The 15,248-nt window shown below is 72.0% G+C and carries 11 protein-coding genes and 1 pseudogene; 7 read left to right on the top strand and 5 right to left on the bottom strand.

All coding sequences use genetic code 11. From position 1 onward, the window contains the following. Window positions 1-287 (bottom strand): annotated as a pseudogene (locus KXC43_RS00005) (sugar ABC transporter permease); the annotation flags it as partial. A gap of 77 nt (window positions 288-364) precedes the next feature. After that, a complete protein-coding gene (locus KXC43_RS00010; protein WP_221373754.1) occupies window positions 365-1,711 on the bottom strand; it encodes an extracellular solute-binding protein in 1,347 nt (448 codons plus the stop codon). A gap of 304 nt (window positions 1,712-2,015) precedes the next feature. Here KXC43_RS00010 and KXC43_RS00015 point away from each other — a divergent pair, with 304 nt between their 5' ends. Continuing rightward, complete coding sequence (locus KXC43_RS00015) at window positions 2,016-4,367, top strand: glycoside hydrolase family 3 N-terminal domain-containing protein (RefSeq protein WP_221373755.1); 2,352 nt, start codon at window positions 2,016-2,018, stop codon at window positions 4,365-4,367. A gap of 9 nt (window positions 4,368-4,376) precedes the next feature. On the opposite strand, the gene KXC43_RS00020 is transcribed toward KXC43_RS00015, so the two are convergent. After that, window positions 4,377-6,977: a helix-turn-helix transcriptional regulator gene (locus tag KXC43_RS00020; RefSeq protein ID WP_221373756.1), complete on the bottom strand. Its 2,601-nt coding sequence runs from the start codon at window positions 6,975-6,977 to the stop codon at window positions 4,377-4,379. A gap of 220 nt (window positions 6,978-7,197) precedes the next feature. On the opposite strand from KXC43_RS00020, the gene KXC43_RS00025 reads away from it, so the two are divergent. Further along, on the top strand, window positions 7,198-8,031 hold the full coding sequence (locus KXC43_RS00025) for an alpha/beta hydrolase family protein (RefSeq protein ID WP_221374687.1): 834 nt from the start codon (window positions 7,198-7,200) through the stop codon (window positions 8,029-8,031). A gap of 33 nt (window positions 8,032-8,064) precedes the next feature. On the opposite strand, the gene KXC43_RS00030 is transcribed toward KXC43_RS00025, so the two are convergent. Together KXC43_RS00030 and KXC43_RS00035 are read right to left on the bottom strand one after the other, a co-directional pair. Beyond that, window positions 8,065-8,691: a class I SAM-dependent methyltransferase gene (locus KXC43_RS00030; RefSeq protein WP_221373757.1), complete on the bottom strand. Its 627-nt coding sequence runs from the start codon at window positions 8,689-8,691 to the stop codon at window positions 8,065-8,067. Between the two features lie 14 nt (window positions 8,692-8,705). Continuing rightward, complete coding sequence (locus KXC43_RS00035; RefSeq protein WP_221373758.1) at window positions 8,706-10,322, bottom strand: copper resistance CopC/CopD family protein; 1,617 nt, start codon at window positions 10,320-10,322, stop codon at window positions 8,706-8,708. A 121-nt stretch (window positions 10,323-10,443) separates the two neighbouring features. Here KXC43_RS00035 and KXC43_RS00040 point away from each other — a divergent pair, with 121 nt between their 5' ends. The 5 genes from KXC43_RS00040 to KXC43_RS00060 all read left to right on the top strand — a co-directional run bounded on the left by KXC43_RS00040 (window position 10,444) and on the right by KXC43_RS00060 (window position 15,248). After that, window positions 10,444-11,694, top strand: coding sequence for a YibE/F family protein (locus tag KXC43_RS00040; protein ID WP_221373759.1), 1,251 nt, complete (start codon window positions 10,444-10,446; stop codon window positions 11,692-11,694). 63 nt (window positions 11,695-11,757) lie between these two features. Beyond that, window positions 11,758-12,771: a LacI family DNA-binding transcriptional regulator gene (locus KXC43_RS00045; protein ID WP_438870844.1), complete on the top strand. Its 1,014-nt coding sequence runs from the start codon at window positions 11,758-11,760 to the stop codon at window positions 12,769-12,771. Window positions 12,772-12,825: 54 nt separating this feature from the next. Beyond that, window positions 12,826-13,839, top strand: coding sequence for a 5'-3' exonuclease (locus KXC43_RS00050; protein ID WP_221373760.1), 1,014 nt, complete (start codon window positions 12,826-12,828; stop codon window positions 13,837-13,839). A gap of 369 nt (window positions 13,840-14,208) precedes the next feature. Then, window positions 14,209-14,907, top strand: coding sequence for an energy-coupling factor ABC transporter permease (locus KXC43_RS00055; RefSeq protein ID WP_221373761.1), 699 nt, complete (start codon window positions 14,209-14,211; stop codon window positions 14,905-14,907). Further along, window positions 14,904-15,248, top strand: a complete 345-nt coding sequence (locus KXC43_RS00060) for a PDGLE domain-containing protein (protein WP_221373762.1) — start codon at window positions 14,904-14,906, stop codon at window positions 15,246-15,248. Before KXC43_RS00055 ends, KXC43_RS00060 begins: the two co-directional genes overlap by 4 nt.

Genomic DNA, 15,248 nt, shown 5'->3' on the forward strand with positions numbered 1-15,248 from the left:
ATGAAGAACAACACCGCCAGGAACTCGCGATAACGCTTACGAGCCGCGATGAACACCCCGATCAGGATCGACAACGGGGTCTGCACCGCCCACGACAACGCCATGATCAGGAACGTGACCCAGAGGGCGTTGGGCAGACCGGGATCGGAGAGCGTGGCTTTCCAGCTGGTGAAGCCGGACTGCTGGATCTCGCCGATGCCGTTCCAGGTGGTGAAGCTGAGCCAGAGCACGCCCAGCAGGGGAACCACACCGAAGGCCAGGAACCAGAAGAGCGCCGGTAGTGCCATCCAGACGACGGAACCGCTCCGCCCGCCGCTGGACCGGGTGGACTGATTCGTCCGTACGACAGGCGGAGCGATCGTCGTCACTTGCCGATGACCCCGTTCATGGCGTCGACCCACTGCTGCGGGCTGACCTGGAGCTGGAACAGCTTGGCGATGTTGTCCAGCAGCGTCTCGGCCGCGGTCGGGCTCAACGCCTGGTCCCACGACTGCGCAAACGTCTTGGCGCCGTTCGCGATCGCCGCCATGTCCTTGAGGAACTGCGCGTCGCCGCCGGTGAAGAGGCTGTCACTGTTCTTCAGCACCGGCACACCGCCGGACTTGACCCAGGCTTCCTTCTCGGCGTCGTCGACCAGGGTCGTCGACATGAACTTCTTCGCCGTCTCCTTGGCCTCGGCACTCGCCTTGGACGAGATCGAGAGGTACTGGCCCGGGTTGCCGACGGTGTTGCTGGGGTCGCCCTTGCCGCCCTCGACCGGCGGGAAGTTCATCCAGCCCAGGCCGTCGTCCTTGACGAAGTTGCCGCCCTGAGCGGTCTGGATGCCGTACGACCAGGAGCCGTGGACCATCATGGCGGCCTTGCCCGTGTAGAGCAGCGCCTGGTCGGCGTTCGAGTCGGCCGTGGTCGACGAGAAGCCCTTCTGGAAGCCGTTGGCCTTCACCAGATCCTGGATCTTGGTCAGCATGTCCAGCACGGCCGGGTCGCTCCACGCGCCCTTCTCGCCGGCGAACACCCGGTCGAAGACCTCCGAACCCGCGGTGCGGTCGAGCAGGAACTCCAGCCACATCATGTTCGTCCAGCGCGACTGCCCGGCCAGCGAGAACGGGGCAACCTTGGCCGCGTTGAACTTCGGCACCAGCGCCATGATCTCGCCCCACGACTTCGGGGGCTGCACACCGACGCGCTCGAAAACCTTCTTGTTGTAGAACAGCACGATCGGCTGGACCGTCTCGATCGGCATCGCGTAGATCTTGCCGTTGACCGTGGCCGCACCGAACGAGCTGGGCAGGATCTTGTCCTTCACCGCGGCGTTCTGACCGAAGAAGTCGGTCAGGTCCTCCACCAGGTTGGAGTTGACGTACTCCTTGAGACCGCCACCGCCCCAGCCCCAGATCATCGTCGGGCCCTGGTTCGCGCCCAGCGACGTCTTGATCTTCTGCTTGTACGCGTCGTTCTGGAAGTACAGCTCGCTGAGCTTGGTGTCCGGGTTGGCGTCGTTGAACCGCTTGATGGACGCCTTGCGGACGGGCTCGCCGGGCGGGCCGCTCAGCGACCAGTAGGAGGCCGCACCGCCGCCGCTGCTGCCGCCGCTGTTGCCGCCGCCGCTTTCGCTGGGGCCGTCACTGCCACAGGCCGCGAGCGCCGCGGCGCCGGCGGCACCCGCGGCGAGGCCCATGAAGTTCCGCCGGGAGAGAGGGCTATTGGTCACGCTGATCTCCGAACTCGAATGCCGCCTCGGTGGCGGCGAGAGGATCCGCCGTGGTCAGTGGTCGTCCGCGTCACAAGAGCTGCAACTTTCGCTTGACAACCGCAAATTAACACGAGGTTTCGTTAACGTAGGGTTTCGCTGTGATCATGTCAAGAGTCTTGCTGTGGTCGCGCTCCCACGGCAAGAGTGGACGCTGTCCCGACCTGCGCGCAAGACCCTGCTTAAGATCATCGGGCACCGGAAGAACCCGCTGTGCAAACACTGAAAGTTTCGGAACGTCTGAGCAACAACTGAGGAGTGCGCCGTGACCACAGAACCGGCACGCAAGCCATGGCAGGACCCGGCGCTACCCGTTGCCGAGCGCGTCGACGCTCTGCTCGCCGAGATGACCCTCGAAGAGAAGGTAGGCCAACTCGGCAGCCGTTGGGTCGGAAACGACATGCAGACCGAAGAAGTGGAATCCCCGGAGGAGACCCTCAACGTCGCACCCATGCAGGACGTTTTCGCCGCATCGGGCACCATACCCCTCGATGAGGCCAGCCGGAACGGACTGGGCCATCTCACGCGTGTCTTCGGAAGCTACCCGCTCACCCCCGCTCAGGGCGCAGCCGAGGTGATCCGTCAGCAGCACATCGTCCTGGCCAACTCCCGCTTGAGCATTCCGGCCATCGTGCACGAGGAGTGCCTGACCGGCTTCACCACCTTCGGCGCCACCGTCTACCCGGCCGCGATCGCGTGGGGCGCCACCTTCGACCCCGATCTGGTCGAGCGGATGGCCGCCGCGATCGGCCGCGACATGGCGGCCGTCGGCGTGCACCAGGGCCTCTCCCCCGTGCTCGACGTCGTCCGCGATTACCGCTGGGGCCGGGTCGAGGAGACCATCGGCGAGGACCCGTACCTGGTTGCTCTGCTCGGCGCCGGATACGTCCGCGGCCTGCAGAGCGCCGGCGTCATCGCCACCCTCAAGCACTTCGCCGGCTACTCGGCCTCGCGCGGCGCCCGCAACCACGGGCCGGTGCCGATGGGCCGCCGGGAGCTGCTCGACGTCATCCTGCCGACCTTCGAGACGGCGATCCGCGAGGCCGGCGCCGGTTCGGTCATGAACTCCTACTCGGACATCGACGGCCTGCCCGCCGTGGCCGATCCCTGGCTGTTCACCGAACTGCTGCGCGACCGCTGGGGCTTCACCGGCACCGTCGTCTCCGACTACTGGGCCGTGCCGTTCCTGGCCAGCACCCATCACGTCGCGACCGACATGGTCGACGCCGGCGTCCAGTCGCTGACCGCCGGCATCGACGTCGAACTGCCCGACACGCTGGGCTTCGGTCCCGAGCTGATCGGCCGGGTGCCCGAGGAGCTGATCGACCGCGCCGTCCGCCGCCTGCTCACCCAGAAGGTCGAGCTGGGACTTCTCGACGCGGACTGGACTCCGGAGAAGTCGGTCGCCGGCGCGGACGAGGTCGATCTCGACTCGGCCGGGAACCGCGAGCTGGCCCGCGAGCTGGCCGAGCGGTCGATCGTGCTGCTCGACGCCGGATCGGCGCTGCCGCTGGCCACCGACGTCAAGCGGGTCGCGGTGGTCGGCCCGGCGGCAGCCGATCCGCGGACGTTCATGGGCTGCTACGCCTTCCCCAACCACGTGCTGCCGCGCTATCCCGACGCCGGTCTGGGCATCGAGGTGCCAACCGCCGTCGAAGCGCTCGGATCTGCACTTAAGGGCAGCGAGATCGTGTACGAACAGGGCTGCGCGGTCATCGGGGACGACCGGTCCGGCTTCGCGGCGGCCGTCGAGGCAGCCCGGGGCGCCGACGTGACCGTCGCGATGGTCGGCGACCTGGCCGGCCTGTTCGGGCACGGCACCTCGGGCGAGGGCTGCGACGCGGCGGACCTGACCCTGCCCGGCGTGCAGGCCGACCTGCTCGAGGAGCTGCTCGCCACCGGCCGGCCGGTCGTCATCGTCGTGGTCTCCGGACGCCCGTACGCCCTCGGCGCCTTCGCCGGCCGGGCGGCCGGGCTGGTCCAGGCGTTCATGCCGGGCGAGGAGGGCGGCGCCGCGATCGCGGGCGTGCTCACCGGCCGGGTCAATCCCGGAGCGAAGCTGCCGGTGCAGATCCCGCGGCACGCCGGCGGGCAGCCCGGCACCTACCTGCAGCCGGCACTGGGGGCCGAGAACACCGGGGTCAGCAACCTTGACCCGGCCCCGCTGTTCCCGTTCGGCCACGGCCGCTCGTACACGTCGTTCGAGCTCGACGACCTGCGGATCAGCGAGGGACCGGTGCCGGTCGACGGCGAGTTCACGGTGACTGTGCGGGTTCGCAACACGGGCTCGCGGCCGGGTGACGAGGTCGTGCAGCTCTATCTGAAGGACCTGGTGGCCCAGGTGACCCGGCCGGTGAAGCAGCTGACCGGGTTCGCCCGGGTGCCGCTCGAGCCGGGCGAGGCCAAGGACGTGACGTTCACCGTGCACGCCGACCGCACCGCGTTCACCGGCCGCGACTACTCGCGCGTGGTCGAGCCGGGCGACCTCGACGTGCTGGTCGGCACGTCGGCCACCGACCTGCCGTGCACCGGCCGGGTGACGCTGACCGGCGACGTGCGCGTCGTCGAGGACCGCGACCGCCGCCTGGTCACCCCGGTCACGGTCGAGAAGATCTGAGGTGACGATTCAGCCGGCGAGGAGCCGGGCCAGCTCGGTCCGGCTCCGCACGCCGAGGCGGGCGAAGACATTGCGCAGGTGATGGTCGATCGTGCGGGGGCTCAGGTGCAGTTGCTGGGCCACCTCGCGGTTGGTGGCGCCCTCGGCGACCAGGCCCGCGATCCGCTCCTGCTGGGCGGTCAGCGGGGCCCGGCCGACCGGACCGATCCGCTCCCCCGCCGCCCGTAGCTCGCGGGCGGCCTGCTCGGCCCACGGCTGGGCGTCGAAGCGGCGGAACCGTTCGGCGGCGCGGCGCAGGTGGTCGCGGGCCTCGGCCGGCCGCCGGCGGCGGCGCAGGTGCCGGCCGTACAGAAGCTCGGTGTGGGCCCGGGCGAAGCCCGCGTCCTCGTCCCGTTCGTGCCAGGCCAGCGCCTCGCGGAAGTAGTCGTCGGCGGACTCCTCCCCGCGCAGGGCCCGGCACCGGCTGCGCAGGGCGAGCCAGCCCGGCTGTCCGGTGCGGGCAGCCCAGCGGTCGAAGACCTCGCCGCCCCCGCCGGACGCCTCGACCAGGTGCGGCGCGATCGCCACCCGCAAGATCATCGAGCCCGTACGGGCGATCCGCGCGAGCCGCTCCGCCGCGGGCTCCGGCCGCCCGGCCACCAGATCGAGCAGTGCCTCCGACCAGTCTCCGAGATCGCCCGCGGCGGGCCGCTCACGGCTCGTCTCGGCGTCGCCCCGGAACGCGGCCAGCAGGCCGAGCAGGTCCCAGTGGGCGTCGGCCAGGTCGGGGCGGCCCGCGGCCCGGGCGACCGCCGCACCGTCGAGAGCGGCCTCGGTGGCAGCGTCGTGGCGGCCCGCGGCCAGCTCGGCGAAGGCCGCCACCTCCAGGGCCTCCGGCACGAGCGGCGCGTTACCGGCCTCGCGGGCCAGCGACACCGCGCGCCACGCGAGCCGGGCGGCACGCCGGTCCTGGCCGAGCAGCAGGCCGGTGCCGGCCGCCCAGGTCAGGGCCGAGGGGTCGGTGGTGTGATCCGCGAGCCGCAGCACCTCGCGCAGGTGGCGGAACGCGGTGTCCTCGTCGCCCGTCATCAGGTCCGCGACGCCGACGACCTGGTGCAGAGCCATGTCGGTGGCCGGGCGGCCGTCACGGCACCGGACGGCGGCCTGCCGGGCGAGCCGGGGGTAGCGGCCCGGGTCACCGGTCCGCCCGCACGCCTCGCCCGCCAGCAGCAGGGCGTCGACGGCACCGGACGGGTCGGTCGTCATCAGCTCGCCGGCCACGTCGAGCAGGGCCTCGCGGGCCTCGGCCGGAGCCCGCCGCAGGCGCATCTCGGCGATGAGGCCGCGGGCCCGGGCGCGGACCGCAGCATTTCCCCGCAGCCGGGACGCGCGGCGCAGCAACGGGCGGGCGTCGTGCGGACGGCCCGCGGCCATCGCCGAGCGGGCCGCCGCCAGCAGGGCCCGAGCCTCGCCGGCCGGACTGCTGCTCAGGCCGGCGGCATGGCGCTGTGCGGCGAACGCTTCGGGCGGGGACGCGTCCCCGGCGGCCAGCAGCAGGTCGTGGGCCAGGGCGTCGTCGGGTGCGACGGCCACGACGGCGCGGTGCAGCAGCGCCGCCAGCCGACGGCCACGGCCGGCCAGGACCTCGGCCAGGGCGAGGTGGGCGGCTCGGCGGCGGCCGATCGGTTCGTCGTCGTACGCGATCAGGCGCAGCACGGACGGGCGGAAGCGCACGCCGTCGGCGTGGGCGACGATCAGCCCCGCCCGTTCGGCCGGTTCGAGGTCGGCCAGGCCGCGGCCGGGTCCCGCGGCGGCGAGGAGGTCGGACGGGTGCGCGCCCGGGTCGGTGGCGGCGAGCAGAAGCAGGTCACGGGTCGCGTCGGGCAGCGCGGCCAGGGCCGTTCGGAAGCGCAGCCGCAACGGGCTCTCCGGCGGCAGCGAGACGGGCAGCGGTGCGAGGCCGCGCTGCTGCTGCCGGGTCAGGGCGCCGGCCAGCTCGGTCAGCGCGCCGGGATGGCCGCCGGCCAGGGTGATCAGGGCCGCGGCGACCTCGCCGGTCGTGTCGGGGGCGTGCCGCCGCACGAGGGCGTGGCTCGCCTGTTCGTCGAGGGGTGCGAGGCGGTACGCCGGGAGGCCGGCCGCGGCGGAGGCGGAGGTGACGGAGGCCAGGATCGCCACCGGGAGCTCGTGGACCCGCCGGGCGAGCATCCGGATCTGCTGCCAGGACAGTGGGTCGAACTGGTCGGCGTCGTCGAGCAGGAGGAGCACCGGACCGCGGCGGGCCGCCTCCGCCACGAGCGCCCGCAGGCTCAGGGCGAGCACGAGCGGGGCGCAGCGGGGCTCGTGGCCGGCGATCAGCGCGGACAGTGGCTCGTCGTGCCGGCAGAGCTCCGCCAGCGGCGCGAGCAGGCGTTGGAGGCCCGCGCCGGGCACGGCGGACTCGTCGGCGTGACCGGGTGCGGCCAGCACCGTCCACCCGGTCCGTCCGGTGGCGGCGGCGCGCAGCATCGTCGTACGGCCCTCGCCGATGCCTGCGTGCAGAACCAGCACACCGCCGCGGCCGGCCCCGGCGGCATCGAGCACGGCGCGCACGGCGTCCGGAACTTCTTGCACTGTGGGTGCATCTTCCATGTCGAGAGTCTGTCGGCGCCCGTCGCGGGCCGGAAGACATCGACGCCGACTTTTCGGCTGGTGAAATTTCAGCGGTGTTAACAGGCCATTACGGATGGCCGGTGGTTTCGCCGATGCGCACTCGTCGGAGCCGCGCAAACACTGACCGCCATCAATTCCCTATCCCCCGGGAGCGTGTCAGGTGCAGCAGGTTCGCAAACTCCGCCGGATCGTCCTGGCGATGGCCACCGCGTCGGCTCTCGCCGTCGGCCTCGCCCCGGCGCCGGCCCAGGCCGCCGACAACCCGTACGAACGAGGACCGGACCCGACGGTCGCCGCGCTCGACGCCAGCCGTGGCCCCTTCGCAGTCGGCACCGAGAACGTGTCATCGCTCGTCTCCGGCTTCGGTGGCGGCACCATCTACTACCCGACCAGCACCACGCAGGGCACCTTCGGCGCGGTCGCCATCTCGCCCGGCTTCACCGCCACCTGGTCGACCCTGGCCTGGCTGGGCCCGCGCATCGCGTCGCACGGCTTCGTCGTGATCGGGATCGAGACCAACACGCTGCTCGACCAGCCCGACTCGCGCGGCTCGCAGCTGCTGGCCGCGCTCGACTACCTGACCCGGTCGAGCTCGGTGCGCTCCCGCATCGACACGACCCGCCTGGCCGTGTCCGGGCACTCGATGGGTGGCGGCGGCAGCCTCGAGGCCGCCCGCACCCGGCCCTCGTTGCAGGCGGCCGTGCCGCTGGCGCCCTGGAACACCACCAAGAGCTGGTCGAGCCTGCGGGTCCCGACCCTGATCGTCGGCGGCGAGAGCGACTCCATCGCCCCGGTCAGCTCGCACTCGATCCCGTTCTACAACACCATCCCGTCGGCCACCGAGAAGGCGTACCTCGAGCTGAACAACGCGAGCCACTTCTTCCCGCAGACGACCAACACGTTCACCGCGCGGCTCGCGGTGGCCTGGCTCAAGCGGTTCGTCGACAACGACACCCGCTACGACCAGTTCATCTGCCCGGGACCGTCCAGCGTCTCGGTCTCCGACTACCGCAACACCTGCCCGCTCGCCTGAGGATCGAGGCTGACGTGCGCCGGGCGGCGCACGTCAGCCCCTTTCTCTGATCCTGACGGCGTGGATCCGTTCGATGCTGCCGGCCTTGAGCCGCTCGCTCTCGACGATCCCGAACCCGGCGGCCTCGACGACGGAACGCTGACGCCGGGTGAAGTGCTCGCCCGCGGTCGCGATGGTCACGCGTTCCAGCAGCCACTGGGCGGCCCGGATCGGGGGCCACGAGCTGCCGATGTGGTCGACGAGCAGCAGGCGGCCGCCCGGCACGAGCACGCGGTGCATCTCGGCGACCGCGGCGCGCGGGTCGGGAATCGTGCACAGGGACAGCGCGCAGACCACGGTGTCGAAGCTGTCGTCGTCGTACGGCAGATTTTCGGCGTCACCCTCGCGCAGATCGGCCGGACGACCCAGTTCGGCCGCCCGCCGACGGGCGTGGGCCAGCATGACCGGGCTCAGCTCGATGCCGCTGATCGTGGCGTCAGCCGGATAGAACGGCAGGTTGCGCCCGGTGCCGACGGCCACGTCGAGCACCCGGCCGCGGGCACGCCGGCCGATCCACTCGCGGCCGCCGGTGAACCAGACGCGTTCCAGGAACACGATCTGCCGGTCGTACGCGGGCGCCGCCCTGTCCCACACCTGGCGCGCCTTGTCGGTCGCACTCATGCGCCCGAGCGTACTTACCGCACCGGGATCGTGGTGGTCACCGTCGCCTGATCGATCTCGGTCGTGCGCAACGTCATCGACAGCTGCCACTCGCCGGGGAACGGGAACGTGAGGTTGCCCAGGCCCTGGTTCTCCAGAATGGACGAGACCGGGTTGTCGATCGGCTCCACGCCCTTCTCGGGCAGGGCCAGCGTCACCTTCCACTCGAGCACCTTCAGCGGCTTGCCCTCGGGCGTGTAGACGAAGGCGTGGATCGTGTTGTATTCGCCGACCGAGGCCGGGAAGACGTCGAACTGCACCGAGTACAGCTTGCTGTTCAGCGTGGTCACGAAGCCCCGCGCCTTGGCCGCCGCGACCGCCTCGACGTCGACGGCCCGGCCCGGGTTCGTCTGCACGAGCACGGCGGTGGCCGCCAGCACCAGAGCGGTGATGCCGACCTCGGCCGCGGTCGCCCGGCGCAGCCGGCTGGTGGTGGCGACCGAGGCGCCGCGCTGCACCAGCCGGCGCGACCAGGCCGCCACGCCCAGCACGACGGCCAGCAGACCGGTTTTGATCAGCAGCAGCCGGCCGTAGCCGGAGTCGAACAGGGCCTCGACGCTGCCCGTCTGCACGACGGCCTGCAGCACCCCGGCCGCGACCAGCCAGTAGACCGAGATGGCGGCCCAGCGCGACCAGGACGGCAGGATCAGCCGCAGCTGCCGGGTCTCGGCCCGGCGCAGGACGACGGTGGTCAGCACCACCAGACCGCCGAGCCACACGGCCATGCCGGCGAGGTGGACGGTGTCGGCCACGACCAGCAGCCAGGCGAACGGCGAGGCCGCCGGGTGACCGGTCAACGGCCAGGTCACCAGAATGGCCACGACCAGGGCCACGAGTACGGCGGTCGGGCCCCGGCCGGCGTGCCGGCGCACCCGCGGCACCAGCCAGGCGGCCACGCCCAGCAGGATCAGGCGGACGGCCAGGATGATCCCGAACGAGCTGGTCAGCACCTGGCCCAGCTCACCCGCCGAGACGTCGAACGGGCCGGCGCCGGACGACGCCGGCGCCTGCAGCCAGATCGCGGCCAGCGTGCTCGCGGCGACCACGCCCAGGCCGGCCCGGGCCATCGTGACCAGGGAGCGGCGCCGGAACCACAGCGCGAGGAAGAGCACCGGGCCGACGGCGAGCGTGAGACCGCCGTACCCGAAGAACTTGGAGACGGCCGTGGCGGTCTGCACGGCCGGGTCGACGCCCTCGTCGGGGGCGGACGGGGCGCTCGCCGACGGGGCGCCCACCGAGAACGTGAAGGCGCCCGAGATGGGATGGCTGTCGGCCGAGACGATGCGGTAGCTGACCAGGTACGTGCCGAGCGGGCGGTCGGCCGGGCGCAACTTGATCGTCATGCCGTTCTGCTGCGGCACCGGGTCGCCGACGTTGACCCGCTTGCCGTCGGGGCCGATCACCTGGGTGCGGCCCGGGATCACCTGGATCGCCTCGTTGAAGCGCAGCATCACCTGCTCGGGCGCGGCCTTGACCACCGAGCCCTGCTGCGGCGAGGCCTGGGTGAGGATGGCGTGGGCCTCGGCGGGCTGCGCGGGCCAGCCCAGCGCCGGGACGATCACGGCAAGGCCGGTCGCGAGCAGCCAGGACACGAGCCGGCGGTGCCAAACGTTCCCCACGGCCTTCCGTACGGAAACTGACGACCTCCGGTTCATAGCGGCCCATGGTGCCTTGCCGCTCGGAGCCGCCGCGCGCTGCCCTACCCTGGTCGCCATGCCGGGCCACCATCACCCTTCGTTCGCGGGCTCTCCGGGCACCCGCCGGCTGACGTTGTTGTTCCTGGTCCCGGCGGCGTTGCTGACCGTTCTCGGCATGCTGCTGCTGTGGCCGAGCGAGTCGCTCCCCGGAGCCAGGGACGCCGAGGGACTGACCCGCGTCATGGGTGAGGTGCGCGCGGTCACGCCCCTGCCCTGTGCCGAGGTGCCGGACGGCGATCCGGCGCCCGGGCAGAACTGCGGAACGGTCACCGTACGGCTGTCCGGCGGCCAGGAGGTCACGGCCGATATCCCGAACGGTCCCGGGGCCGTCGAGGTGGCTCCGGGCGACGACGTCGTACTGCTGCGGCTGCTCGACGGTGAGGGCGGCGAGAGTGAGAGCTACTCGATCGTCGACCACCAGCGCGGCGCCGAGCTGTGGCTGCTCGGAGCGGCGTTCGCGCTGGCGGTGATCGCGTTCGGGCGCTGGCGCGGGCTGACCGCGCTGGCCGGGCTGGGGCTCACCTTCGTCGTGCTGTTGCTCTTCGTGGTGCCGGCCATCCTCGACGGCAGGTCACCCGTCCTGGTGGCCGTGGTCGGGGCGGCCGCGATCATGCTGACCGTGCTGTACCTGACGCACGGGTTCTCGATCACGACGTCGATAGCCGTGGCCGGCACGCTGGCCAGCCTGACCATCACGGCGCTGCTGTCGGCCGCGGCGACGGCGGGCACCCATCTCAACGGGGTCGCGGACGAGACGGCCAACTTCCTCAGCATCACCCAGGGTGAGATCAACATGCGCGGCCTGCTGCTGGCCGGCATCGTGATCGGGTCGCTCGGCGTGCTCGACGACGTCACCGTGACCCAGTCGGCCACGGTGGCCGAGCTGGCGCAGGCCAATCCGGCGTACGGGTTCCGCCAGCTCTACGGCGCGGCAACCCGCATCGGGCGGGCGCACATCGCGTCGGTCATCAACACGATCGTGCTCGCCTACGCGGGGGCCTCGCTGCCGTTGATGCTGCTGTTCGCGGCGGGCGAGACGCCGGTGGGCGAGCTGCTGACCGGTCAGCTGATCGCGCAGGAGCTTGTGCGCAGCGCGGTCGGCACGATCGGGCTGATCACGGCCGTGCCCATCACCACCGCCCTGGCGGCGTACGCCGCCGCTCGTACTTCCTCGCCTGCGCGAGCGGTTGCGGCCGGGCCGGCGCGCTCCGCGCCGCCGCGCGAGGACCCATGGGCAGCCTTCGCCGACCGGCAGGACCCGCACTAGAACGCGCCCGCCGGCCGTTCGGCGGTCACCGCACCCGGGCCCGCTCGGTTTATGCTGCCGCGGATGAGTGTGAAGCGTGGGCGGCCGCCCGGAATGATGGACGTCGCCCGGCTGGCCGGCGTGTCGCACCAGACCGTGTCGCGGGTGCTCAACGAGCACCCCAACGTGAGCGAACCCACCCGCCTCAAGGTGCGCGCCGCCATCGCCGAGCTCGGCTACCGGCCCGACCGGGCGGCCCGGGCGCTGGTCACCGGCACGTCCAAGGTGCTCGGGGTCGTCGCCCAGAACTCCTCGCTGTACGGGCCGGCGTCGATGCTCACCGCGTTCGAGGAGGCCGCGCAGGCCACCGGTTTCGCGGTCAACGTGGGCAGCGTGCGCAACCTCGACGAGCAGTCCATCGCCGAGGCCGTGGAACGCCACCTCGACCAGCGCGTGGCCGGGCTGGTCGTGATCGCCCCGGTCACCTCGGCCGCGCCCGCCCTGGCCAAGCTGCCCGGCGACATCCCGCTGGTCACCATCGACGGCGACCCGGAGCACGCGGCGTCCCTGGTCACGGTCGACCAGTTCGCCGGGGCCAAGGCCGCCACCGAACACCTGCTCAGCCTCGGGCACCGCACCGTCTGGCACATCTCGGGCCCGGCCGACTGGTTCGACGCCGCCGGACGCGTGCGGGGCTGGGAGGCCGCGCTGCGCGAAGCCGGCCGCGAGGTGCCACCGTTGCTCACCGGCGACTGGAGCGCCGCCTCGGGCTACCGCAACGGCCAGCTGCTGGCTCGCCTGCCCGAAGCGACGGCGGTGTTCGCGGCCAACGACCACATCGCTCTCGGGCTGCTGCGCGCGCTCAACGAGCACGGGCGCCGGGTGCCGGCCGACGTCAGCGTGGTCGGCTTCGACGACGTGCCCGAGGCCGGCTTCTACACGCCGCCGCTGACCACGATCCGCCCCGACTTCGACGCGGTCGCCACCGCCAGCCTCGAGCTCTTGCTGGCCCAGATCGAGTCGGGCACCACCGAGGGCGCGCGACGCATCATCGCCCCCACCCTCGTGCAACGGGACAGCGTGGCACCCCCGCAATAGCCGCCGCGGCCGCGGCACCGGAAAGCGTCGCACCCCCGGCGTAGTCTCTGTCAGGTGCCGCGCCCCGACCCCCTGCTCCTCGTTCTCGACGGCAACAGCCTGCTCCACCGCGCCTACCACGCCGGCGCCGGCGACGGCTGGGTCGACGACGACGGCAATCCCATCTGGGCGCTGCGGGGCCTGGTCGGCTATCTGGCCCGGGCGGCGGCCCACCTGCGGCCCGACGCGGTGGTGGTCGGCTTCGACTGCCCCGTCGACTCGGCCCGGCGCACCGACTATCCGGCCTACAAGGCCCATCGCCCCGACAAGGCCGAAGACCTGACCGCCCAGTTGCTGGCCGCGCCGGCCCTGCTGCGCGACGCCGGGGTCTGCGTCGTGGTTCCCCCCGCCTACGAGGCCGACGACGTGCTGGCCAGCGCGGCGGCCACGGCCCGGGCCGGCGGCTGGCGCTCGGTACTCATGACCAGCGACCGCGACGCTTTCGCCCTGATCGACGAGTCCACCACGGTGCTGCGCGTCCGCAACGGCGGCTTCGACGAGGCGGTGCTGATCGACGCGGCCGCGTTGCCCGCGCTCTACGGCGTCCACCCGTGGCAATACCGCGACTTCGCCGCGCTTCGCGGCGACCCGTCCGACAACCTCCACGGCGTACGCCGCTTCGGCGCCACCACGGCAGCCAAGCTCCTGACCGCGTTCGGCACCCTCGAAGCAGCCTGGGAGGCAGGCGCCGCTCTGGTGCGCGACACGGTGGGCGCCCACGCCGCCAGTTGCTTCACCGCCCCCGACGCCCGAGACATCGTCGACCGCAACCGCCGCCTCATGAGCATGCGTCACGACCTGCCGATCCCCGACCTGTCGGGCGCCCGCCTCCCGCTCAGCACGGCTGTCATGCGCCGCGCCCTGCGTGCCCGGGGCATCAACCTCGGCCCATCGCTGTGGGCCCTCACCGGCGGCGACCCGCCGACCGCCCCCGACGCCGACCCCACGCCCGAGTTCCGCCCGTGGGTCTTCCGGGGCAGCCTGACCGCCCGCCGCGAGCCCACCCCGGGCCAGCTCTCCCTCTTCTGATCCGCCACCACCACGAGCACGCGACCGCGATCAGCAACTTGCTGCTCCACCCACCACTTGGTCACGGTCGGCAGGCCGGACAGCACCAGACGGCTGGGAGCGGCCCGGCGGTTCGGAGCGTGACCATTTACGCAGGTCGCGCGGGTGGGCCGAGCGTTCTGGACGCGCCCGCGGCCAGCTCGGCCCACCCGCGCCCTCGGCGTGAGCAGCGGTCTGTGCCCACCACCCCGCTACGACATCCCGCTCTTGATCGTGGGCGTTGCCCATCCGGATTCAGTGATGCAGCGAACTCCTAGTTGCCATCCGCTGTTCAATTGCCAAGACTTCGCAATAGCGGTAGGTATGTCTTACTGCCTACGAGGAGGCCCCATGGAGACCACGGCGATGCACATCGCCAACGGGATCGTCGACGGACCGGTGTCGGCTGTCTTTGCGGTCCTGGCTGTCGCTGCGCTGGCCTTCTGTGTGCGGAAGGCCCGTAACGACCTCGACGAGCGTCTCGCCCCGATGGCCGGGCTGGTCGCGGCGTTCATCTTCGCGGTGCAGATGCTGAACTTCCAGGTGCTGCCGGGCGTCTCGGGGCACCTGCTGGGCGGCACGCTGGCGGTCATCCTGGTCGGGCCGTGGGTCGGCGCGCTGTGCGTCTCGACCGTCCTGATCGTGCAGTGCCTGTTGTTCGCCGACGGTGGGCTGACGGCGCTCGGCCTCAACATCACCAACATGGCCCTGCTGGGCACCGCGGCCGGATACCTGCTGGTGGCGGGGCTGCTGCGCGTCCTGCCCCGGAACGCCCGAGGGCTGGCCGCGACCGCCTTCATCGCCTCGGTGGTGTCGGTGGTCGTCGCTTCGCAGGGCTTCGTTCTCGAGTACGCGCTGGGCGGCACCACCGAGCTGTCGCTGCCCTGGGTCTCGGGCACCTTGGCCGGCGTCCACGCGCTGATCGGCATCGGTGAGGGGCTGATCGCCGCCACGACCGTCGCCACCGTGGCCAGGGTCCGGCCCGACCTGGTGTACGCGCTGCGACGGTTCCGCCAGCCGATCGTCGTCGGAACGAAGGTGAACGCATGACCAGGCGACTGGGCTGGTTCCTGGCCGGTGGCCTGCTGGTGGCGCTGCTGCTGGCCGGCGTGGTGAGCAACTTCGCGTCGTCGAGCCCGGACGGGCTGGACGCGACGGCGCGCGAGGGCTGCACGTTCAACGCCGAGGGCGAGATCACCGGCGGCACGTGCATCGCCCAGCAGGAGGGTTCGCATCAGCTCGCGGACTCGCCGCTGGCCGACTACGGCATCCGGGGCATCGAGAACAGCTTCCTGTCGACGGCCCTCGCCGGTGCGGCGGGCGTGCTGATCACGTTCGGCATCGGCGCCGGGCTGTTCCGGGTGGCGCGGCGCCGCAAGCAGGACGCCTGA

Origin of the sequence: Paractinoplanes polyasparticus (assembly GCF_019710575.1) — a bacterium.
GTDB classification, from domain to species: Bacteria; Actinomycetota; Actinomycetes; order Mycobacteriales; family Micromonosporaceae; genus Actinoplanes; species Actinoplanes polyasparticus.

What these genes read in the sequence shown, in the direction of transcription:
- KXC43_RS00020 (WP_221373756.1), bottom strand. Translation starts at nt 6,977, where the DNA reads ATGGAAGATGCACCCACAGTGCAAGAAGTTCCGGACGCCGTGCGCGCC.
- KXC43_RS00025 (WP_221374687.1), top strand. Translation starts at nt 7,198, where the DNA reads ATGGCCACCGCGTCGGCTCTCGCCGTCGGCCTCGCCCCGGCGCCGGCC.
- KXC43_RS00030 (WP_221373757.1), bottom strand. Translation starts at nt 8,691, where the DNA reads ATGAGTGCGACCGACAAGGCGCGCCAGGTGTGGGACAGGGCGGCGCCC.
- KXC43_RS00040 (WP_221373759.1), top strand. Translation starts at nt 10,444, where the DNA reads ATGCCGGGCCACCATCACCCTTCGTTCGCGGGCTCTCCGGGCACCCGC.
- KXC43_RS00045 (WP_438870844.1), top strand. Translation starts at nt 11,758, where the DNA reads ATGAGTGTGAAGCGTGGGCGGCCGCCCGGAATGATGGACGTCGCCCGG.
- KXC43_RS00055 (WP_221373761.1), top strand. Translation starts at nt 14,209, where the DNA reads ATGGAGACCACGGCGATGCACATCGCCAACGGGATCGTCGACGGACCG.
- KXC43_RS00060 (WP_221373762.1), top strand. Translation starts at nt 14,904, where the DNA reads ATGACCAGGCGACTGGGCTGGTTCCTGGCCGGTGGCCTGCTGGTGGCG.